The organism is Xanthomonas sp. NCPPB 2250, assembly GCF_056725265.1.
Genome location: NZ_CM161520.1, coordinates 4,365,113 through 4,385,105, shown reverse-complemented (window position 1 = coordinate 4,385,105; position 19,993 = coordinate 4,365,113). Strand labels below are relative to the sequence as shown.

18 protein-coding genes are annotated in these 19,993 nt (G+C 69.3%); 8 read left to right on the top strand and 10 right to left on the bottom strand.

All coding sequences use genetic code 11. The features are described 5' to 3' along the window. Positions 1-63 precede the first annotated feature (63 nt). Positions 64-1,251 (bottom strand): FAD-dependent oxidoreductase, encoded by a 1,188-nt coding sequence (locus AC1PMG_RS17855; protein WP_481109735.1) that lies wholly within the window; start codon positions 1,249-1,251, stop codon positions 64-66. A gap of 102 nt (positions 1,252-1,353) precedes the next feature. On the opposite strand from AC1PMG_RS17855, the gene AC1PMG_RS17850 reads away from it, so the two are divergent. From AC1PMG_RS17850 to AC1PMG_RS17840, 3 genes are all read left to right on the top strand, one after another. Next, entirely contained in the window at positions 1,354-1,908 is a 555-nt protein-coding gene (locus AC1PMG_RS17850) for a TetR/AcrR family transcriptional regulator (RefSeq protein ID WP_481109734.1), read from the top strand. Between the two features lie 174 nt (positions 1,909-2,082). Beyond that, on the top strand, positions 2,083-2,457 hold the full coding sequence (locus AC1PMG_RS17845) for a VOC family protein (RefSeq protein ID WP_481109733.1): 375 nt from the start codon (positions 2,083-2,085) through the stop codon (positions 2,455-2,457). 287 nt (positions 2,458-2,744) lie between these two features. Continuing rightward, positions 2,745-3,707, top strand: a complete 963-nt coding sequence (locus tag AC1PMG_RS17840) for a Nudix family hydrolase (RefSeq protein WP_481109732.1) — start codon at positions 2,745-2,747, stop codon at positions 3,705-3,707. A gap of 458 nt (positions 3,708-4,165) precedes the next feature. On the opposite strand, the gene AC1PMG_RS17835 is transcribed toward AC1PMG_RS17840, so the two are convergent. The 3 genes from AC1PMG_RS17835 to AC1PMG_RS17825 form a co-directional block, all read right to left on the bottom strand. Continuing rightward, positions 4,166-4,783, bottom strand: coding sequence for a DUF4124 domain-containing protein (locus AC1PMG_RS17835; RefSeq protein WP_481109731.1), 618 nt, complete (start codon positions 4,781-4,783; stop codon positions 4,166-4,168). Positions 4,784-4,929: 146 nt separating this feature from the next. Continuing rightward, on the bottom strand, positions 4,930-5,772 hold the full coding sequence (gene metF, locus AC1PMG_RS17830; protein ID WP_481109730.1) for a methylenetetrahydrofolate reductase [NAD(P)H]: 843 nt from the start codon (positions 5,770-5,772) through the stop codon (positions 4,930-4,932). Between the two features lie 178 nt (positions 5,773-5,950). Then, positions 5,951-7,321, bottom strand: a complete 1,371-nt coding sequence (locus AC1PMG_RS17825; RefSeq protein WP_481111703.1) for an alpha-amylase family protein — start codon at positions 7,319-7,321, stop codon at positions 5,951-5,953. Between the two features lie 334 nt (positions 7,322-7,655). Between AC1PMG_RS17825 and AC1PMG_RS17820 the strand changes: the two genes are divergently transcribed. From AC1PMG_RS17820 to AC1PMG_RS17805, 4 genes are all read left to right on the top strand, one after another. Then, on the top strand, positions 7,656-8,594 hold the full coding sequence (locus AC1PMG_RS17820) for a M14 family metallopeptidase (protein ID WP_481109729.1): 939 nt from the start codon (positions 7,656-7,658) through the stop codon (positions 8,592-8,594). A gap of 151 nt (positions 8,595-8,745) precedes the next feature. Then, positions 8,746-9,303, top strand: coding sequence for a DUF3228 family protein (locus AC1PMG_RS17815; protein ID WP_481109728.1), 558 nt, complete (start codon positions 8,746-8,748; stop codon positions 9,301-9,303). Between the two features lie 510 nt (positions 9,304-9,813). Further along, positions 9,814-12,354, top strand: coding sequence for a methyl-accepting chemotaxis protein (locus AC1PMG_RS17810; RefSeq protein WP_481109727.1), 2,541 nt, complete (start codon positions 9,814-9,816; stop codon positions 12,352-12,354). Beyond that, complete coding sequence (locus AC1PMG_RS17805; protein WP_481109726.1) at positions 12,351-13,133, top strand: TorF family putative porin; 783 nt, start codon at positions 12,351-12,353, stop codon at positions 13,131-13,133. Before AC1PMG_RS17810 ends, AC1PMG_RS17805 begins: the two co-directional genes overlap by 4 nt. Positions 13,134-13,145: 12 nt before the next feature. On the opposite strand, the gene AC1PMG_RS17800 is transcribed toward AC1PMG_RS17805, so the two are convergent. From AC1PMG_RS17800 to AC1PMG_RS17790, 3 genes are read right to left on the bottom strand one after another with little or no spacing between them, the layout of a single operon-like run. After that, positions 13,146-13,850 (bottom strand): sulfotransferase family protein, encoded by a 705-nt coding sequence (locus tag AC1PMG_RS17800; RefSeq protein ID WP_481109725.1) that lies wholly within the window; start codon positions 13,848-13,850, stop codon positions 13,146-13,148. Next, the gene (locus tag AC1PMG_RS17795) at positions 13,847-14,761 is read right to left on the bottom strand and encodes a sulfotransferase domain-containing protein (RefSeq protein ID WP_481109724.1); all 915 of its coding nucleotides are present in this window, start codon (positions 14,759-14,761) and stop codon (positions 13,847-13,849) included. The genes AC1PMG_RS17800 and AC1PMG_RS17795 overlap by 4 nt, the downstream gene beginning before the upstream one ends. Then, on the bottom strand, positions 14,754-16,061 hold the full coding sequence (locus AC1PMG_RS17790; protein ID WP_481111702.1) for a cytochrome P450: 1,308 nt from the start codon (positions 16,059-16,061) through the stop codon (positions 14,754-14,756). Before AC1PMG_RS17790 ends, AC1PMG_RS17795 begins: the two co-directional genes overlap by 8 nt. 597 nt (positions 16,062-16,658) lie before the next feature. On the opposite strand from AC1PMG_RS17790, the gene AC1PMG_RS17785 reads away from it, so the two are divergent. Further along, positions 16,659-17,420, top strand: a complete 762-nt coding sequence (locus tag AC1PMG_RS17785; RefSeq protein WP_481109723.1) for a class I SAM-dependent DNA methyltransferase — start codon at positions 16,659-16,661, stop codon at positions 17,418-17,420. A 268-nt stretch (positions 17,421-17,688) separates the two neighbouring features. Here AC1PMG_RS17785 and AC1PMG_RS17780 read toward each other — a convergent pair whose 3' ends face one another. From AC1PMG_RS17780 to ahcY, 3 genes are all read right to left on the bottom strand, one after another. Beyond that, on the bottom strand, positions 17,689-17,988 hold the full coding sequence (locus tag AC1PMG_RS17780) for a type II toxin-antitoxin system RelE/ParE family toxin (RefSeq protein WP_481109722.1): 300 nt from the start codon (positions 17,986-17,988) through the stop codon (positions 17,689-17,691). A 1-nt stretch (position 17,989) separates the two neighbouring features. Next, on the bottom strand, positions 17,990-18,274 hold the full coding sequence (locus tag AC1PMG_RS17775) for a ribbon-helix-helix protein, CopG family (RefSeq protein WP_481109721.1): 285 nt from the start codon (positions 18,272-18,274) through the stop codon (positions 17,990-17,992). A 261-nt stretch (positions 18,275-18,535) separates the two neighbouring features. Then, a complete protein-coding gene (gene ahcY / locus AC1PMG_RS17770; protein ID WP_152235560.1) occupies positions 18,536-19,981 on the bottom strand; it encodes an adenosylhomocysteinase in 1,446 nt (481 codons plus the stop codon). Positions 19,982-19,993: the final 12 nt, after the last annotated feature.

Sequence of the window (19,993 nt, the reverse complement as noted above, 5' to 3'; positions counted from 1 at the left end):
AGGGGCCCCGGCATCCCGGATCCGCTGCTCCCGCACGCTTGCGGAGCAGCGGCCGATCGACGCTCAGTTGCCCAGTTCGGCCAATCGCGCGGCCAGCCTGCGCTGGATCGGCGGCGCATGATCGATCAGGCCGAGCAGGCCGTTGCGGACGCTGCGCGCCAGCGGCCCGGTGGCGGTGGCCGCGCGCGTCATCGCGTCGGTCATGCGCACCACGCCGCGGGCGATACGGTGGCGGTGGGTCGCCCAGGCGTCCAGGGCCTGGGCATCGTGCTGGCGTAGCGCCTGCTGCAGCGCCGGCGCCAGGGCGATCGCGTCCTGGATGCCGGTATTCATGCCCTGGCCTCCGGCGGGGCTGTGCACGTGCGCCGCGTCGCCGCACAGCAGGACCCGTCCTCGTCGCAGTTGCGCGGCCACGCGGTGCTGCAGATGGAAGTCCGAACTCCACAGCAACGCGTCGATGCGACCGTGCGCGGCGCGCGGCCCGCGCGCATCGAGCAAGGCCTGCACCTGCGACAGCGTCGGCGGCCCAACCACGTCCGTCGCTGTCGCCACGATCCGGTGGCGATCGCCCGCTGCGCCGTCGGGTTCCGGCAGCGGCGCCGCCACCATCAGGCCCTGCGGCGAGAAGAACAGGCTGACCTCCTCGCGCGGCAACGGCCATGCCATGCGCACATCGGCGAGCACGAAGGTCTCCGTGTAGTCCCCGCCTTCGAACGCGATCCCGGCGTAGTGGCGGACCACGCTGTGGGCGCCGTCGCAGCCGACGATCCATTGCGCACGCACCTGCTGCCTGCGCTGTTGCGGCAGTTTCAGGTCGGCGCTGATGCCGTCGGCCGCCTGCGCGAACGACAGCAGGCGTGCTGGCCGCCACACCGTGGCGGAGTCCTGCGCCAGCCCATCGCCCAGAATCGCCTCGGTGGCGTTCTGCGGGCACATCAGCGCATACCGATGCGCCGAGGGCAGGTCGTCGAAGCCGATCTGCAGCAGGATCCGGTCGCCGTCGCGTACGCGGAACCGGGTGGCCTGCACGCCCGCCGCAAGCAGGCGTGGCACCACGCCGAGCGGTTCCAGCACCTCCAGGGTGCGTGCATGGATCACCGCGGCGCGCGAGGTGTTCAGTCCCGCCGGATGCCGGTCGACCAGGAGCGAGGCGATCCCGAGGCGGTCCAGGGCCAGGCGCAGCGCCAGCCCGCTGGGGCCGGCGCCCACGATCAGGACGTCCGTGGACAGCATGTCTGCGTGGGCGTTCATCGCCTTTCCCATGTAAGCGTGTGTTTACATCCTGCGCCGTTTCCGGCGTGGAGTAAACTCCCGTTTACAGGCGCCGAGCCTGTTTCCTCCAGGGACGCTGCAGTGACACGTGCGCAGGCCACCAAGGACCGCATTCTCGAATCGGCGCGGGCGCTGTTCGCCGTGCACGGCTACGACGGCGCCACCGTGCGCCAGATCGCGGCGCAGGCGCAGGCCAACGTCGCGCTGGTGATCCGCTACTACGGCAGCAAGGAGCAGCTGTTCCTGGCGGCGGTGGAGTTCGACCTGCACCTGCCCGACCTGCGCGACGTCCCGGCCGAGGAGGTGGGCGAACGCCTGGCGGCGCATTTCTTCGCGGTCTGGGAGGACGCGCCCTCAGGTCATCAACTGGTGGCCTTGCTGCGCGCGGCGGTAAGCCATGCCGATGCGAAGGCGCGGATGACCGAGATCTTCGAGAAGCAGCTGCGCACGGCGGTGCGGCGCTACCTGGGGCCGGGCGCGGCGGCGGAAACGCGCGCCGCATTGATCGCCTCGCAGATGCTGGGCTTCGCCTTGGTGCGCTACGTGCTGGAATTTCCTGCTAGGGGCCTGACTCGGCCGCGCGCAGTGCGGGTGTTGGGAGAGACGCTGCAGCGCTATCTGACGCAGCCTCTGTGAGGGCTGGGCGCGTTTGCCAAGCCCGGCCGCACGATGACGGTCGCGCGCGGGTGGCCGTGTGACGGCGCGGGCCTGGGCAGAGCGTCGCGTGCGCGCACGTTCTTGCTGGCGTGTGCGCCGTCGCGACGTGGCATGCTCGGTCATGGATTGCTCGAACACCTTGGAGAAATCGCCTTGGATGCCTCTCCCAGCCGGGAACTGAAGGTCTTCGTGCCGGCGCAGGATTTCGCGCTATCGGCGCAGTTCTATGCGGATGTAGGCTTCGCGCCCGAGCCGCTCGGCGAGGGCCTGATCTGCTTCCGCCATGGGGACCGCTGCGCGTTCCTGCTGCAGGATTTCTACCACGCGGGCCTGGCGCACAACCTCGTGCTGCATCTGTGGGTGGAGGACGCCGACGCCTGGTGGCGGCGGCTGCACGCGGCCGACTTGGTCGGCCGTTACGGCGCGCGCCTGGGCGCGCCCGAGGACCGTCCCTGGGGCATGCGCGACTTCACCCTGCATGATCCCGGCGGCGTGCTGTGGCGGATTGGCCACGGCCTGGATGCCTGAGCGGGTGGCGGCTGCGGACGTTCCGCCAACCGATGCGATGCGCGCCGCAGAAGCGCAGCGAGGGTGGTGCGTCACGCATTTGGCATGTGGTAAGCGCGCGCTCGAGGCTTTTCCCAATGATGCTCTGCGTTGGCGCAGTTGCCCTTGCGTTCAGGACGCGCGGCCGCCCGGCCTTCGTCTGAGCCGGGATAGCGTGGATGCGCTGGGCGCCACTCTCCATGGCCGATCGGTGCCAATGTGACCCTGGTTGATTGCGCTGGCGCCGCCGGAAACGGCAAGCTTGCGCCATGTCCGAACCGCTCAGATCCATTCATGTCGTCGCCGGCGTCATCACCGATGCGCGCGGCCGTATCCTGCTGACCCGCCGTACCGAGGGCCGCGACCTTGCCGGCCTGTGGGAATTCCCTGGCGGCAAGCGCGAGCCCGGCGAGACCTCGGAGCAGGCGCTGGTGCGCGAGTTGCAGGAGGAACTGGGCATCGAGGCCGTCGTCGGCGAGTGGCTGATGGAAGTGCCGCAGCGCTACCCGGACAAGCGGCTGCGCCTGGAGGTGCGCCAGGTGGCGGCGTGGAAGGGCACGCCGCGTGGCCGCGAGGGCCAGGCGCTGACCTGGGTGAGCGCCGACAAGCTGGGCCGCTACGCGATGCCGCCGGCCGACCAGCCGGTGGTGGCGATGCTGCGCCAGCCCGCCTGCTACCTGGTGACACCGGAGCCGGCCGAGCCAGGCCCCTGGTTGGCGGCGCTGGAGCGCGCGCTGGACGCCGGCGTGCGCCGCGTGCAGCTGCGTGCGCGCAGCCTGCCGGCCGAGCAGTGGGTGCCGCTGGCGCGGGCGGCCGCTGCGCTATGCGCGACGCGTGGCGCGCAGGTGCTGCTCAACCGCGACGTGGCGCTGGCGCAGGAACTGGGTGTGGGCGTGCACCTGGGCGCGGAGCAGCTGCCGCAGTGGCAGGCGCGCCCATTGCCGGCCGGGCAGGCCGTGGCGGCGTCCTGTCATACCGTTGAAGAATTGCAGACAGCGCAGCGCATCGGCTGCGATTTCGCTGTGGTCGGGCCGCTGGCCCCCACCGCCAGCCATCCTGGCGCCGCGCCGCTGGGCTGGCAGGCGTTCGAGCGCCTGCGCGAGCAGGTCGCCCTGCCGATCTACCCGATCGGCGGCCTGGCGCCCACGCAAGTGGCCGAGGCGCGCCGCCATGGCGGCCAGGGCATCGCCGCGATCCGCGGGCTGTGGCCGCTGGCGGCCGATGTGGCGTGAGTGGGGCGACAGCAACAGCTTCCCCTGGTCAACTGTCATGCAGCCGCGAAACGCGAAGTGGCGTGCTTTCCGATGGCGCAATGCGCCGGGACTGAAGTCCCTCCCACAGTGATCCTCCGACGAGGCGGGCGCCGCACCCGTAGGAGCGGCTTCAGCCGCGACATCGGATCTCCGACAGGTCGCGGCTGAAGCCGCTCCTGCGCGAGGGGGAGGCGCGTACGCGGAAGCCGCTGCTGCGATTCCCCAATCCCCATTCCCGAATCCCGGCTCCTCAGAAGAAGTGGCGTGCTTTCCGATGGCGCAATGCGTCGGGACTGAAGTCCCTCCCACAGTGATCCTTCGACGAGGCCGGTGCCGCACCTGTGGGAGCGGCTTCAGCCGCGACATCGGATCTCCGACAGGTCGCGGCTGAAGCCGCTCCTACGATTCCCCAATCCCCATTCCCCAATCCCGGCTCCTCAGAAACTGATCCAGAAGCAGTCGTACTGCCGGCGCAAGTCCAGCACGGTGGAGGCGGGGGTGATGCTGCCGGCGAGGGTCTGCTGCAGACGCAGGCCGGTCGGATGCGGACGCGATGGCGCCTCGCCACCGTCGGCATCCGCCACAGCCGACGTGGCCGTTGTCGCGGAGGCGGCTGTCGACGACGTGTCGGCTGCGGGAGCGTTGGTTCCGCTGGTGTCCGGCAACACCGGCACGATCGCGACCAGGGGGCGGCGCACGATCGCCTCCAGCCGCTCGAAGATGCGTTGCGCGCCGTCGTCGGAAACGCCGTTCCACCAGTACAGTGCCGATAGCCGATTGACGTCGCGGGCGTCCACGGCGCTGCGGATCTGCTGGACCAGCACGCTCAGCCGGCGCACGCACTGCGGCGGCGCCAGGCCGCGGGCGTTGCCGCCGACGTTGCCGGGCGCCACCGGTGGCGGCAGGCGGTCGGTCGCGCCGACGTCCTCGCAGCGGCGATCGCTGAACACGGTGGTGCCGTCGGGCCCGGTGCAACGGTTCACCCGTTGCGCGGCGGCGGGCGTGGCGAGGCCCCACAGGCACAAGAGCAGCAGCATCGGCGGGAGCAGGCGCATCGCCGCAGGGTAGCCGCAGCCGGCGTGACCGCGGAGCGAATGCCCTACGAGCGGGGATTGGGGATTCGGGATTGGGGATTCGCCAAAGCGAGGCCTCGCGCTGCTGTTGCCATTCCCGAATCCCGAATCCCGAGCGGCCGCGACACTCAGCCGGCGGCGACGTCGCCGCGCAGACGCGCCAGCACGCTGGTGGTCGGCTTGGCCAGGTTGAGCGTATAGAAATGCAGCGCTGGCGCGCCGCCGTCGATCAGGCGTTGGCACAAGGCGGCGACCACGTCGGCGCCGAACTCGCGGATGGCCTCGGCATCGTCGCCGTAGGCTTGCATGCGCTTGCCGATCCAGCGCGGGATTTCCGCGCCGCACTGTTCGGAGAAACGCCGCAGCTGGCTGAAGTTGGAGATCGGCATGATGCCGGGCACGATCGGGATCTGCACGCCGAGCTTGCGGACCGCGTCGACGAAGTGGAAATAGGCGTCGGCGTTGTAGAAGTACTGGGTGATGGCGGCATCGGCGCCGGCATCGACCTTGGCCTTGAAGTGGCGCAGGTCGCTGAGCGCATCGTTGGCCTGCGGATGCGTTTCCGGATACGCGCCCACTTCCAGGTGGAAGGCGTCGCCGTGCTCGGCGCGGATGAAGGCGATCAGGTCGGCGGCATAGCGCAGGTCGCCGGGGTGGCCCATGCCCGACGGCAGGTCGCCGCGCAGTGCGACCAGACGGCGGCAGCCGATGGCGCGGTACAGCTTGAGCAACTCGCGGATCTCCTCGCGGCTGCCGCCCACGCACGACAGATGCGGCGCGGCCTCGAAACGGTGGTGCTGCTTGAGGTGGCGCACGGTCTCGGAGGTGTAGCTGAGGGTCGAGCCGCCGGCGCCGAAGGTGCAGGAAACGTACTCCGGCGCGTAGGCCTTCAGCCGCGCGGCGGTGCGGTCGAGCTGCGCGCGCTGCTCGTCGGTCTTGGGCGGATAGAACTCGAAGCTGATGGCGGTCATGGGCGCAACGCAGCGGGTGGTGTGCCGATTATATCTCTTCATCCGGATGGATATGCAAGAAATGGCCGGGCCGCTGGAGCGGCCCGGCCGGCGTCGCGCCGCCGGCGCGTCACACACATGGCCCGGTCGGCACCAGGCCGACGCGCCCTACGCGGGCGCGCCGACCGGATGTGCACGCTCAGCGCTTCCACATCCGCGCCTGCCGTGGCGGTAGGCTGAAGGTGTAGCTGCCGCTGGAAATACGCACCACGCTGCCGGAGCCCAGCGCATCGGTGTAGTCGACGTTCCAGCGCAACACGCTGCCGTTCATCGGTACCGCGGCGGTGACGGTATTGCCGCACTTGTTGATGCCGACGATACCCAGGTCGCCGCGGCGGAACAGCAGGTAGCAGGCACCGTGCGCCAGCACCTGCATGTCGCGGCCCTGCGCGGCGTTGTGGAAGCCGACCATGCGCTTGAGGTCGTCGCGCTGGTAGGCGTTGACCCAGCGGTTGTCGCCGCTCTCGTTGTTGTCCGAGTACACCATCGGCACGCCGCCGTCGCGGCCGAGCAGGTAGGCGTAGGCCAGGGTCTCGTCGACCGGGTCCATGATCGCGTAACGGAAACCGGCGTTGTTGGGGATGTCGTGGGTGATGGCGAAGGTCACCGCGCGCGCACCGGGCAGCGCCTGGCCGTAGGCGCCCGGATCCACCAGCAGGTCCATGCTGCCGCCGTAGGCGAAGGCGTTGCGTACCGAGTTGAACAGCGGGAAATCGTAGGCGGCGTGCGGGGTGGCCTGCAGGTATGGCGCCAGGAACTGGTCGTAGTCGGAATTGCCGCTGCCGCCGCCGGTGATCACCTCGCCGAACACCAGCACGCCGGAGCGGACCTGCGCATCGAGCACCTTGTTCAGATGATCGAAGGTCATGTGCTTGGCCGCATCGATGCGGAAACCGGTGACGCCCAGCGCCTTCAGCGCCAGCAGGTAGTTGCGCTGCTGCTGCACCACCCAGTCGTTGCCGACCAGATCCGGCAGGCCGGGATCGCTGCCGCCGCCGCAGATGCGGTAGGTGCGCACCTGGTAGGGATCGTTGTAGTTGGTGATGCACTGCGCCGGGCCGAAATCGTTGGCGCTGAGGAAATTCTGCGAGAGATCACCGAACAGTCGCAGCGACGCATAGCGCTGCGGATTGGCAGCGTACTGGCCGAGCACCGCGCTGCCCGGGTAGTTCAGGTCCGAGCGCGTGGCTGCTTCGTTGGCCATGTGGTTGAGCACCACGTCGGCATAGGTTTCCACGCCCACCGCCTTCAGCGCCTGCACCATGCTGGCGAAGGCGTCGGTGTCGCCGAGCGGGTTGTCGATCAGGCGCATGTCCTGCGGCTGGTAGCGGGCCCACCAGGCGTCGCCCTGCGAGCGGTAGGCCGGCGCCACCAGCACCTTGCGGTAGCCGGCGGCGGCGATCTGCGCGGCACGCGCTTCCACGGTGGCGTAGGGCCAGTTGAAGGCATGCAGGATGACGTCGGCCTGGGCGCTGGCGGTGGCCAGGAGCAGCAGCAGGCCGACCAGCAGGCTGCGCCAGCGGTGCAGGTGCAGCAGACGATTTGCAGCGGATGGGACGCGCATCGTTCGATCTCCTCGTTGCGTGGGCGCAGGCAGGGACGCCTGCAGGACAGGGGCATGACGTCGCCGCGGGGCTGGCGTGCGGCGGGAGGATGCTAAGCGCGCATCGCGGCGCAACATGCGCGCGCTACATACGTATTCATGGCGACAGCGCACGAAAGCGGGATCGGCATCCGCTTCCGCGTGGGAGCGCCGTGCGCGCTGCATTCATGGCACATGTCGCATCGCGGCCCATGCGCTTTGCTACAGTCGCCGGCCTCACCTGTCGACGCGGAGCCGCACCATGACCAGCGCAGCCTTCTATCCGATCGGAACCCCCGGCGTGCCCTGGGGCGCCGCCGAGAAGGCGGCCTGGCTGGCGGGTCAGCCGCGCCGGCGCAGCTACCAGGACGAGGTGGTCGCTGTCATCGAAGGCCTGCGCGGGCAATGGGACGTGGTCGCGTACGGGGAACTGGTGTACGCGCAGGAGCGCTATCCGCTGCTGGCCTTGCGCAGCCGCAACTGGGACGACGCCTTGCCGTGCATGCTGGTCACCGGCGGCGTGCATGGCTATGAGACCAGCGGCGTGCACGGCGCGCTGCAGTTCGCGCAGCAGCATGCCGGGGACTACGCCGGCCGCGCCAACGTGCTGGTGGCGCCGTGCGTGAGCCCGTGGGCGTACGAGCGCATCCACCGCTGGAACGCCGATGCGCTGGATCCCAACCGTTCGTTCCGCGCCGACAGCCCGGCGCAGGAATCGGCCGCGCTGCTGCGCCTGGTCGCGCCGCTGCGCGATCAGGTGCGCATGCACATCGACCTGCACGAGACCACCGACAGCGACGAGTCCGAGTTCCGGCCGGCGCTGGCCGCGCGCGATGGCATCGCCTACGCGCCGGGCGGCATTCCCGACGGTTTCTACCTGGTCGGCGACAGCGAGAACCCGCAGCCCGCGTTCCAGCAGGCGGTGCTGGCCGCGGTCGCGCAGGTCACCCATATCGCGCCGGCCGATGCCGCCGGCGAACTCATCGGCACGCCGCTGGCGGCGCCGGGGGTCATCAACTACCCGGTGAAGCGGCTGGGGCTGTGTGCGGGCATCACCGACGCGCGCTACACCACCACCACCGAGGTGTATCCGGACAGCGCCAGCGCGACGCCGGAGCAGTGCAACGCCGCGCAGGTGGCGGCGGTACGCGCGGCGATCGACTACGCGTTGGCGCATCCGTCGTCGCAAGGGGCCGCATGATCGTGTAGGAGCGGCTTCAGCCGCGATGCCTTACCGGTAACGCCCATCGCGGCTGAAGCCGCTCCTACGTAGGACTTCCGAACACCCCGGCGGCGGTGGGCACCGACCCTGCCGCGCGCTACGCTTGTCCGCCCTCGTTCGCCATCACGCCATGTCCATCGTCCTCACGCCGTTTGCCCGCACGCGTCTGTTCCCGCGCGACGGTCGCCGCAATGCGATCCAGGACTGCACGCCCGAACAGTTCGAGCAGCACCTCAACGCGCACACACCGCTGCAGGTGCTGGACGGCTACGCATCGTTCTGCAAGTTGCACGTGCACCGCAACTGGACCTCGACGCGCTGCCTGACCGTGCCGATCACCGACGCCAACCGGCGCCTGCTGCGCTCGGGCTACGAGGCGCGCAGCCGCGAAGAACTGCCGGTCCTGGTGCGCTGGTTCGAAGGGGTCGAGCCGCCGGTGGCCGAGTACCTGCTGCCGATCCTCTACAGCCGCGAACAGCTCGCGCACGAGGGCGCGCCGATCGAGGCGGACTGGGGCGTGGTCGGTTGCCTGTATACCGCCGAGCCGCAGGAAATTCCGATGGCGCCGATCACCATGCTGCGCAATGCGCTGGGCGTCGAGGAGGGCGGCTCGGGCGTGCCGCTGGATCGCGATGCCTATCGGCGCAGCGTGGCGTTCTGGGAGCACAACGCCAACTGGCGGCCCTAAGCGCGGCCAGACGCGGTCCGCGCGCAGCGACCTCGCCGGGCATGCATCGCGGTGGCGTGCGGCGGCTGTGCGTGCGCCGCACGTGACCGCGCGCAGGCGTGATCGCCCCGGACGTGGTCACGCATTCGCGCAGCCGTCTTCACGCATCCCTGCACGTTGCCGCCGCCGGCGTACCGCACTGCATCCGTGCACGTGTTTGTTCACTGGCGCACAAGTGCTGAACAGAACTGCGCGCTGCCGCGCGTTTTCGCCGCGACGCCCTGTCCGTTCATCGGCATGACGCGCAATGACCATCAAGTTTGCGGACGGCGGGACGATAGCGAGAGGGTGGGTCGCCATGCAGCGGCGCCAGGACGCAATGTCCGGCAGCGCATCGTGACCCGGTGGGGAAGGCGCCTCGGGCAGGTCATCGGCAGCGGACACGGCGCACTCGCGCCGCGCACCGTGGCGGGCTGCCGCGTGGGGCGTTCCCCGCGACCGTATTCCCTCCCCCCTGCCAAGGAAGTCGTCATGTCCACTCCGTCGCCGCAGCGCCGTCGCGGCAGCGTCGCCAAACGCCTGATGCTCGGTACCGGCCTGCTCGCGCTGGCCTGCTTCGGCCTGACCGCGCTGATCATCTATTGGCGCAGCAGCGATGCGCTGCTGTCGACCTCGCGCACCAGCATCGAGAACCTGGCGCAAGTGGAGGCGCAGCGCGTCTCGCGCGAAATCGGCGTGGCCTTCGACGCCAGCGACGCGCTGGCCAACAGCTTCCGCGTGCAGCATGCCGCTGGCCTGTCGCGCGCCACCGCCACCGCGGTGCTGCGCAGCCAGCTCGACGCGCATCCGCAGTGGCTGGGCATCAGCACCATGTGGGAGCCGGACGCGTTCGACGGCAACGACAAGGCCTTCGTCGGCACCGAGGGCCACGACGCCACCGGCCGCTACATGACCTGGTGGTCGCGGCAGAACGGCCAACTGGTGCGCGAGGCGCTGCGCGACTACGAGAAGCCCGGCGACGGCGATTGGTACCTGCTGGCGCGCAACACGCTCAAGCCGGTGGTGATCGAGCCCTACTACTACCCGGTGGCCGGCAAGGACACACTGATGACCACGCTGGCCACGCCGATCCTGGAGAACGGCCGTTTCCTGGGCGTGGTCACCGTCGACTTCACCCTCGATACCCTGCAGCAGCGCATCGCCGCGCTGCGGCCGATGGGCGAGGGCCATGCCAGCCTGCTGTCGCCGTTGGGCATGGTGATGGCCAGCCGCGATCCGCAGCAGGTCGGCAAGACCCGCAGCGATGCCTGGTCCAAGGACATGCTGGCGCGCGTGGCCAAGGGCCAGGTGGTGTTCGACCATCGCCGCACCGACGGCGAGGATGCGTTGAACGTGTTCGTGCCGCTGAAGATAGGCGACGCGCCGCAGGCGTTCGCGCTGGGCATCTCGGTGCCGTACGCGCTGGTCATGGCCAAGGCGCGTGCGCTGCTGTGGACCATCGCCGCGGTCGGCCTGCTCTCGGCGTTGTTGCTGAGCGGCGCGCTGTACCTGCTGCTGCGCCGGCAGGTGCTCGACCCGCTGGCCGAGGCCGTGCGCGTGTCTTCGGCGGTCGCCGCCGGGCGCCTGGACAGCCAGGTCCGGCATCGTCGCGACGACGAACTGGGCCAGTTGCTGGACGCGATGGGCAGCATGCAGACGCAGTTGCAGGCGGTGATGCAGGCGCAGGCGGAGATGGCGCAGCGCCACGACGCCGGCGAGATGAGCTACCGGATGGACGCCGAACGTTTCCCTGGCGAGTACGGGCGCATGGTCCATGGCACCAACGCACTGGTGGCCGCGCACGTGGACGTGCAGCGGCGCCTGGTCGAGGTCATGTCGCAGTACGCGATCGGCAACATGCAGGTGGACATGGAACCGCTGCCGGGCGAGAAGGCGGCGATCACCGAGGCGATGCGCACCACCAAGCGCAGCCTGCAGGCGATCAACCAGGCCATCACCGAACTGGCGCAGGCTGCGGCTTCCGGCGACTTCTCCCGGCGCGGCGACGCCGAGCGCTTCCAGTACGACTTCCGCGGCATGGTGGTCGGGCTGAACCGGCTGATGGAACTGACCGAAGGCAACCTCTCGGCCTTGTCGGCGCTGTTGCGTGCCGTGGCCCAGGGCGACCTCACCGCGCGCATGCACGGCGAATTCCACGGCGTATTCGCGCAGATGCGCGACGATGCCAATGCCACGGTAGAACAGCTGACCGGCATCGTCGGCCGCATCCAGCAGGCCACCACCGCGATCAACTCCGCCGCCAGCGAGATCGCCGCCGGCAACGACGACCTGTCGCGTCGCACCGAGCAGCAGGCGGCCAATCTGGAAGAAACCGCGGCCTCGATGGAGGAGCTGACCTCGACGGTGAAGCAGAACGCCGAGCATGCGCACCAGGCCAACCGCCTGGCGCAGGACACCGCGGGCGTGGCCTCGCGTGGCGGCGCGGTGGTCGAGCAGGTGGTGGACACCATGTCCGGCATCGCCGAAGCATCGAAGAAGATGGCCGAGATCATCGGCGTGATCGACGGCATCGCCTTCCAGACCAACATCCTCGCGCTCAACGCCGCGGTGGAGGCGGCGCGCGCCGGCGAGCAGGGCCGCGGTTTCGCGGTGGTGGCCAGCGAGGTGCGCGCGCTGGCGCAGCGCTCGGCGACCGCGGCGCACGAGATCAAGGGCCTGATCGACGCCTCCGTCGGCAAGATCGACGATGGCACGGCGCTGGTCAACGGCGCCGGCGACACCATGCGCGAGGTCGTGGCCAGCGTGCGCCGGGTCACCGACATCATGAGCGAGATCGCCGCCGCCTCGCAGGAGCAGAGCGCCGGTATCGAACAGGTGAGCAAGACCATCGTGCAGATGGACGAAGCCACCCAACAGAATGCCGCGCTGGTCGAGGAGGCCACGGCGGCGGCGCGGGCGATGGAGGATCAGGCCGCGGAACTGCAGCGCGCGGTGGCGCTGTTCAAGCTCGCGGCACCTTCGTCGGGCGGCCTGGCCATGCCGGGCCGGGCGCGGCTGGAGCTGGTGTCGTGAGTGCCGTGCGCACCGTGGCGTTGCTGGTGGCGCTGGGCGTCGCCGCACCGGCCTGGGCCGGCACCGCCAGCGCCAATCTGGCGGCGACCTCGAACTACGTTTCGCGCGGATTCGAGCAGAGCTGGGGGCGGCCGGTGTTGCAGGGCGGGCTGGACGTGGCCGCGGACAGCGGTTGGTATGCCGGCACCTGGGCGTCGGGCGTGAGTTCGTACTTCATTGAAGGCGGGCACGTGGAGTGGGACGTGTATGCCGGCTATGCGGCCAGCCATGGCGACTGGGGCTGGCGCGCCGGCGTCTACCACTACGCCTATCCCGGCGCACGCATGAGCGCCAGCGGCACCCGCTACGACTATGGCGAAGCCATCGTCGCCGGGCACTGGCGCACGCTGGAACTGTCCTACGCCAGCACCTGGACGCGCGACTACTTCGGCTACAACAGCGCCACGCTGGGCGTCGGCCGAGGCCGGCACTCGCGCGGCTCCGGCTATCTGGCACTGGACGCCACGCTGCCGCTGGCGGCGGACTGGCAGGCCAGCGTGCACGCCGGCCACCAGCACGTGCGTAACTTCGCCGACTACGGCTGGACCGACGCGCGCGTGGGCCTGAGCCGCACCTGGCGCGGCACCGAGTTCGGCCTGAGCTACGCACGCGCCTGGAACAGCGCCGGCGTCTATCGCCGCTACACCACCGGCGTGGCGGATGGCGAGGGCCGGGTGCATGTCTCCAACCCGATCGACGGCGCCTGGTCGTTCACCATCAAGCGCAATTTCGCGCTGTAGCCGGACGCGCGCTCAGCCGTCGGCGGGTGGCGCGAACGCCTCCACGGCGAGCCGGTCCAGGTAGGTGCGCAGGCGTTGCTCGCGTTGCGCCGGGTCGCTGGGCAGCGGGCGCGCTTGCGTGTCGCCGCTGTTGCGCGCATGCACGCGCGGATACGGCTGCGCCGGCGCCGGCACGCCCAGGAAGGTGCACAGCGGCTCCCAGCCGCTCTGCGCGTCGGTGTCGAGCACCAGCAGGCGCTGCGCCGGCACGCTGGCGATGACGGCCTGGTTCCAGCGATGAAAATAATCGGTCATGAAGCCGCGATCGTCGATGCGCGTGGCGAACCCGCGGCGCAGGAACCGGCTCAGCCGTTGGCCGTCGGGGCCGAACAGGGCCGGCACGCTGCCGTCGCTGGCGAAGATGGTGCCGCGCACCGAATCGAACCAGGCATCGGCATCGCGCACGGTCAGGATCACCTTGGCCTGCGGGTAGCGCGCGACCAGCTCGCGCCAGAAGCAGCAGCCGGGATAGTCGACGGTGGCGGTATAGCCGGCGAACAGCGACTCCCAGTCCGCCTGCCCGTCGATCGCCGCGTCCCACAGCGGCAAGGCTTGGCGCAGGTGCGCGGCCAGTTCCATGGCGTGATAGCAGCGGCCCAGGCCCAGATGTTCCAGCGCCAGCTTCAGCGACAGGGTGCCGGTGCGGCCGAGGCCGGCGCCGATGACGCGCAGGCTCATGCCGATGCTCCTGCGCCCTGCGCCAGCCACTGCGCGGCCTCGCGGCCCAGTTCGGCCTGCGCGCGCGCCTCGTAGTCGGCGGCGACGGTCGCCGGCAACAGCGTGCGCCAGCGGCCGCTGCGGCCCTGGTTGAAGAAGGCCTTGCCGCCCTCGCGCCACAGCCCGGCGCCCTGTGGCACGTAGCGCGCGGCGTGCTGGCGCATGTAGCCGAATTGGCAGTGCGCCAGGATGGTCTCCCAGGCCGCCTCGCGCACCGGAATCTCCAGGAACGCGGCGATGCGGCGTACCTGTGCGGGCAGATCCTGCAGCAGGTCGGCGTAGTGCACCAACAGCACGTTCGGCTGCGCGCGCTGCTGCCACCAGCTGCGCACGCCTTCCCAGAACGGCCAGAACGGCGCGCCGTCGTGGGCCAGCCACTGCGCCACGTAGGCATCCACCGGCAGGCTCGGCGGCGGCACCACGCGCAGCTTGCCCGGTTCGGCCGCGCCGGCATCCAGCCGCGCCTGCGCATCCTGGCTGACCGCACACTGGTGGTCGTACAGGCTGAGCGCGATGTCGCGGCCGTCGCGGCCGATGTACAGGTACTTGGCGCGATCGCTGACCATCAGCGCATCGGCCGGCAGATGCGTCTTGATGAAGCGCCGGTGGGTCTGCGCCTGCAGCAGCGCGAGCTTGCTTGCGCGGTCCGGGTACACGCCGTCCAGCCACGGCGAGATCGCCGACACGTCGACATCCGCCGCGCCCTCGAACAGCAACTGCGCGACGATCTGCTGCAGCCAGGTGGTGCCGGCCTTGGCGTAGCTGGCGATGACGATGTCGCCGTCGCGGAAGTTCAGTGCGTTCCAGGCGGCGGAATCGAAAAAGCGGTTGGAGTATTCCCGGGTCTTGGCGAAGACGGCGGAATCAGCCATGCGGGGTTTCCGGTGTGCGGGGGAAGGGCGCCATCGCGGGCGACTGGCGGGGCGGGGCTGTCGTGCGCGGGCGCAAGGCGATGCGGACATCGAGTGGGCGCAGCACCAGCGCCGGATACGGTCGCGGCCGCGCATCCGCCGCCAGGTGCAGCGTGCGCTCGCGCAACAGGCCGGCCACGACCACGGTCATCTGCACCATTGCCAACTGGCTGCCGATGCAACTGCGCGGACCGCCGCCGAACGGAAAGTAGGTGTAGCGCGCCGGTGTCTGCGCCGGGTCCAGCCAGCGTGCCGGCAGGAAGCGCTCCGGCGCGGCGAAGTGGCGCGGATCGCGCTGCACCACCCACTGGCTGACGATCAGCTGGGTGCCGCGCGGCACCGCGAAGCCGCCCAGCGTGGTGTCGCGTTGCGCGATGCGTGCGGTCATCCACGCCGGCGGATACAGGCGCAAGGCTTCCTTCACGCAGGCGCGGGTCAGCGGCAGGCGTTCGACGAGCGCGTCGGCGCAGGTCGTGGCGGATGCGCCGTCGATACCGGGCAGGGCATCGGCTTCCTCCGCCACGGCCTGCGCGATCGATGGATGCTGGGCCAGCAGCAACAGCGTCCAGGTCAGGCCGGCCGCCATCGGCTCCAGCGCCGACATCAGCATCGCCGCCGCTTCGTCGCGGCACCAATCATCGTCGCCCTGCGGAGCGTCGCGCCGCAGCAGCTCCAGCACCGAGGCGTCTGCGTCAGGCGAACGTGGCGACGCCAGGATCTGCGTCAGTGCGGTGTCCAGTGCGCCGCGCGCGGCACGCAGGCGGCGCTTGCCGGCACTCGGCCACCACGCCGGCGCCGCGGACGGCGTGCGCGTCTGCTGCAGGATCGCATCGACCATCGGCAGCATCCGCAGCAGCGCCGGCGCGTGTGCCGCATCGCCGAGCAGGAAGCCGGCGCCCAGTTGCGCGCAGAGCGCGGTCATGGTCAGGCGCAGGTCGTGCACGTTGTCGATGTCGTCGCGCGATCGCAGCAGCGCCTGTGTGGCGGCGGCCGCCTTTCCGGCGTAGTCGCGCACCAGGCCGGCGCGGAATGCGGGCTGCAGCGCCTGGCGCTTGTGCCGCCAGGCCTCGCCCTCGCTGTTCATCACCGATGCCGGAAATGCAGCGCGTCGCGCACGTGGATCCGGATCGGATTTGGCGTAGAGGCTGCCGTCGTCGCCGAGCACCGTGGCGATCACGGTTGGTGCTGCGAGCAGATAGGTGCGCTCGGCGATCCGCACCACATCGCCATGCGCGCGTGCGCAGTGCTGCAGGAATTGCAGTGGATCGGCAGCGAAGGCCCGCCGATTGCCAAACGCCCAATGACCGCGTGGACCGGGTGGGAGTCGGTGCGCATCCGTCACGCGAGAATCCGCGTGATGGCGCACCGCGATGCGGAAGCTGGCAGGTATCGCATGGCGAGCGGGGACGCGTGGCCGAGAGAAAAGAAGCGCTGCGAGAGGGGGCGGATCGCCCCCTCTCGCACGGTCATGCCACGCGACGGTGGCGGGGAAGGTCAGTAGGTGTAGATGTAGCCGAGCTTGCGGCCACCGAGGCTCTGCACCCAACGCGACAGCGAATCAAAAAGGCGTTTCATGGCGATACTCCTGATTGAGCGGGGGATCTGCTGCGATTGTCGCGCCTGCCTCAGCGTGGCAGGCGCGGAAAAAGCATCCTCGCTTGGATGCGGCGGCGCAAGCAAAAGACTGAAGCGCGGCCAACTGCAATACGCGTGTCATCTGCAGTCTCGTGGCGTGTGTCGCACGCGATTGCAGTGCATCGCCGTGCCTGCCATGCAGGGTGTCGTCCTGCACGTGTGGCCATTGCGTCGCCATCGCTGCGTGCTATCGTCGCGCCACTTCGGCAACGAGTGGCTGCGGATGCCCGTGACCCACGAGTACGATCGCCTGGCCGCGATCTACGACCGTTTCTACGATCGCTGGCCCGCCGCCGTCACCCAGCAGTGCGTCGGCGTCCTCGCTGAGCTGGCCGCGGGCCGTGCGACGCTGGAACTGGGCATCGGTACCGGCCGCCTCGGCCTGCCGCTCGCGCACTGCGATGTGCCGGTCACCGGCATCGACAACGCGCCGGCGATGCTCGAGGCCTTGCGTGCCAAACCCGGCAGCGAACGCCTGCACCTGGTCTGCGCCGATTTCGCCGACATGCCGGTGTCCGGGCCGTTCGGTCTGATCTATGCGGTGGCGGCATTCGGGTATCTGCTGACCCAGGCCGAGCAGTTGCGTTGCATGGTCAACGCGGCGCGCTGCCTGGCGCCCGACGGCCGCTTGCTGATCCAGACCGCGGTGCCAGGCGCAGAGGTATTCGACGGTGGTGGCAAGATCAGCCAGGTGCTGGACGTGCCGGATACCGATGGCGACGGTGCGGCGGTGATGCTGGTGTGCTCGCAGCCCGATCCGCTGCAGCAGCGCATCGACCAGCGCGTGGTGGTGCTGGGCGAATCGGGTACGCGCATCTTCAGCGAGCGCCGCCGCTACGTGTGGCCATCGGAGCTGGACCTGATGGCGCAGATCGCCGGCCTGCGGCTGGAGGCGCGCTGGAGCGATTGGGCACGCACGCCGTACCACGCGCGCAGCCGCATCCAGATCTCGGTGTACGTGCCGGCCAGTGAGTGCACGGCCTGAAGATCGTGCCGTTGCAGGCGTTGGATGACGGTGTCCTATCTACAAATTGCGGCATCGGTATCGGCAGGACCGTGTCGCCTTTGGGTCGGTGTCCATGCCGGCGGTACCCGCCGAAGGTCATTCAGTATCTAATCCGCCGACAGCGAGATGCCGCACTGGTTGCCGTCGAGGGCGAGGTTAGGACCAATCAATTGGCGATGGCCCGAGGGCGATCCACGATGCTCCTGCCGGCATTCGTCGATGCGGTGGTGCGGACGTCGACTCGGTTTCATCCGCCGCGCGCATAGCCCGCCTCCCGTTGTGCGCGGATGGCCATCACGATCACCGTATCGGTCACATCCACATAGCGATACAACGCCACATACCCATGCGAGCCGCGGCCCATCACCAGTTCGCGGTTGTCTCCATGGACCGGGCGGCCGATCAAGGGATTACCCGCCAGCACGTCGAACGCGCTGACGATCTCCTCGGTCCTCGCCTCGGCATGCTGGCTCTCGTGGTCGCGCAAATACACAGCGATCCGCTCCAGATCCTCGATCACGCCGGGAGCGATGCGGACGCGCGTCACCTCAGTCTTCCAGCTTGCGCGCTACCGGCCGCTTTGCGGGCTTTCCTGCGGCCAGTGCCTTGAAATAGGCACGCGCTTCGTCCCAGGGAATGGTCTCACCCGTTTCCAGGAACTCGGCCCAGCGCTGATCGGCCTGGGCATGGAAGTCGACGCGCCGCTCGGCCAGCTCGGCCTTCTCGGCGATGGCTTCCAGGATGAAGTTGTGCGACGTGGTGCCGGCCGCTTCCGCGGCCTTGGCGATGCGGGCCTTGAGCGCGTCCGGCAGGCGGATGGTGGTAGTGCTCATGGAGAGCTCCAGGCGATTGGCTTGGAATCAATGTAGCACAGGTGTGTTACAGATGCCTGGCTGGACAGGCGCGTCGGCCAACTGGCCGGAAAAGGCCGCTTGCAGCAGGGATTGGCGCAAGGTGGCGACGTCTGCGGTTTTTCGCTCCGTACGAATTTCCAGCTCGCTTCCACCCCCACACGCTTGCTGCGCTGATCGCACAAAAAAACGGGCGCCTCGCGGCGCCCGTTCCTGTCTGCCTGGCGATGTCCTGCCAACGGCTCAGTAGCGGTAGTGCTCCGGCTTGAACGGGCCGTCGACCGGCACGCCCAGGTAGGCGGCCTGCGCGTCGGTGAGCTTGGTCAGCTTCACGCCGATCTTCTCCAGGTGCAGGCGCGCCACTTCCTCGTCCAGCTTCTTCGGCAGGCGGTACACCTGCTTCTCGTAGCTGTCCTTGTTCTGCCACAGGTCGATCTGCGCCAGGGTCTGGTTGGCGAAGCTGTTGGACATCACGAAGCTGGGGTGGCCGGTGGCGCAGCCCAGGTTGACCAAGCGGCCTTCGGCCAGCAGGAAGATCGCGTTGCCGTTGGGCAGCACGAACTTGTCCACCTGCGGCTTGATGTTGATCTTCTGCACGCCCGGCAGCTTGTACAGCGCCTCGACCTGGATCTCGTTGTCGAAGTGGCCGATGTTGCAGACGATGGCCTGGTCCTTCATCTGCGTCAGGTGCTCGATGCGGATGATGTCCTTGTTGCCGGTGGTGGTGACGTAGATGTCGGCCTGGCCGAGGGTGTCCTCGACGGTGTTGACCTCGAAGCCTTCCATCGCCGCCTGCAGCGCGCAGATCGGGTCGATCTCGGTGACGATGACGCGGGCGCCGTAGGCACGCAGGCTGTGCGCCGAGCCCTTGCCGACATCGCCGTAGCCGCACACCACCGCGACCTTGCCGGCCAGCATCACGTCCATCGCGCGCTTGAGGCCGTCGGCCAGCGACTCGCGGCAGCCGTACAGGTTGTCGAACTTGCTCTTGGTCACCGAGTCGTTGACGTTGATCGCCGGGATCAGCAGGGTGCCGGCTTCGGCCAGCTGGTACAGGCGGTGCACGCCGGTGGTGGTCTCTTCGGAGACGCCCTTCCAGTCCTTGACCACGCGGGTCCAGTAGCCGGGGCGCTCCACCGCCACGCGCTTGAGCAGGTTCTTGATGACCTGCTCCTCGTGCGAGGAGGACGGCTCGTCGACCCACTTGGCGCCGTTCTCCAGCTCATAGCCCTTGTGGATCAGCAGGGTCACGTCGCCGCCGTCGTCCACCACCAGCTCCGGGCCGGTCTGGGTGCCGTCGGGCAGGGTGAAGGTCAGCGCGTCGAGGGTGCAGTCCCAGTATTCCTCCAGGGTCTCGCCCTTCCAGGCGAACACGGGGGTGCCCGTGGCGGCGATCGCCGCGGCGGCGTGGTCCTGGGTGGAGAAAATGTTGCACGAGGCCCAGCGCACGTCGGCGCCGATGTCCTTCAGCGTCTCGATCAGCACCGCGGTCTGGATGGTCATGTGCAGCGAGCCGGTGACGCGCACGCCGGCCAGCGGCTTGGCGGTGGCGTACTGGCGGCGGATCGACATCAGGCCCGGCATCTCGTGCTCGGCGATGTCCAGTTCCTTGCGGCCCCAATCGGCCAGGGAAATGTCGGCGACCTTGTAGTCGCCCTCGGTGGAAAAGCTCTTGAGTGCAGCGTTCATCGATAAAGCTCC

Coding starts and splice junctions, on each gene's coding strand:
- AC1PMG_RS17840 (WP_481109732.1), top strand. CDS start 2,745: ATGTCCGAACCGCTCAGATCCATTCATGTCGTCGCCGGCGTCATCACC.
- metF (WP_481109730.1), bottom strand. CDS start 5,772: ATGACCGCCATCAGCTTCGAGTTCTATCCGCCCAAGACCGACGAGCAG.
- AC1PMG_RS17795 (WP_481109724.1), bottom strand. CDS start 14,761: ATGGCTGATTCCGCCGTCTTCGCCAAGACCCGGGAATACTCCAACCGC.
- AC1PMG_RS17800 (WP_481109725.1), bottom strand. CDS start 13,850: ATGAGCCTGCGCGTCATCGGCGCCGGCCTCGGCCGCACCGGCACCCTG.
- AC1PMG_RS17835 (WP_481109731.1), bottom strand. CDS start 4,783: ATGCGCCTGCTCCCGCCGATGCTGCTGCTCTTGTGCCTGTGGGGCCTC.
- AC1PMG_RS17815 (WP_481109728.1), top strand. CDS start 8,746: ATGTCCATCGTCCTCACGCCGTTTGCCCGCACGCGTCTGTTCCCGCGC.
- ahcY (WP_152235560.1), bottom strand. CDS start 19,981: ATGAACGCTGCACTCAAGAGCTTTTCCACCGAGGGCGACTACAAGGTC.
- AC1PMG_RS17775 (WP_481109721.1), bottom strand. CDS start 18,274: ATGAGCACTACCACCATCCGCCTGCCGGACGCGCTCAAGGCCCGCATC.
- AC1PMG_RS17810 (WP_481109727.1), top strand. CDS start 9,814: ATGTCCACTCCGTCGCCGCAGCGCCGTCGCGGCAGCGTCGCCAAACGC.
- AC1PMG_RS17855 (WP_481109735.1), bottom strand. CDS start 1,251: ATGAACGCCCACGCAGACATGCTGTCCACGGACGTCCTGATCGTGGGC.
- AC1PMG_RS17820 (WP_481109729.1), top strand. CDS start 7,656: ATGACCAGCGCAGCCTTCTATCCGATCGGAACCCCCGGCGTGCCCTGG.
- AC1PMG_RS17785 (WP_481109723.1), top strand. CDS start 16,659: ATGCCCGTGACCCACGAGTACGATCGCCTGGCCGCGATCTACGACCGT.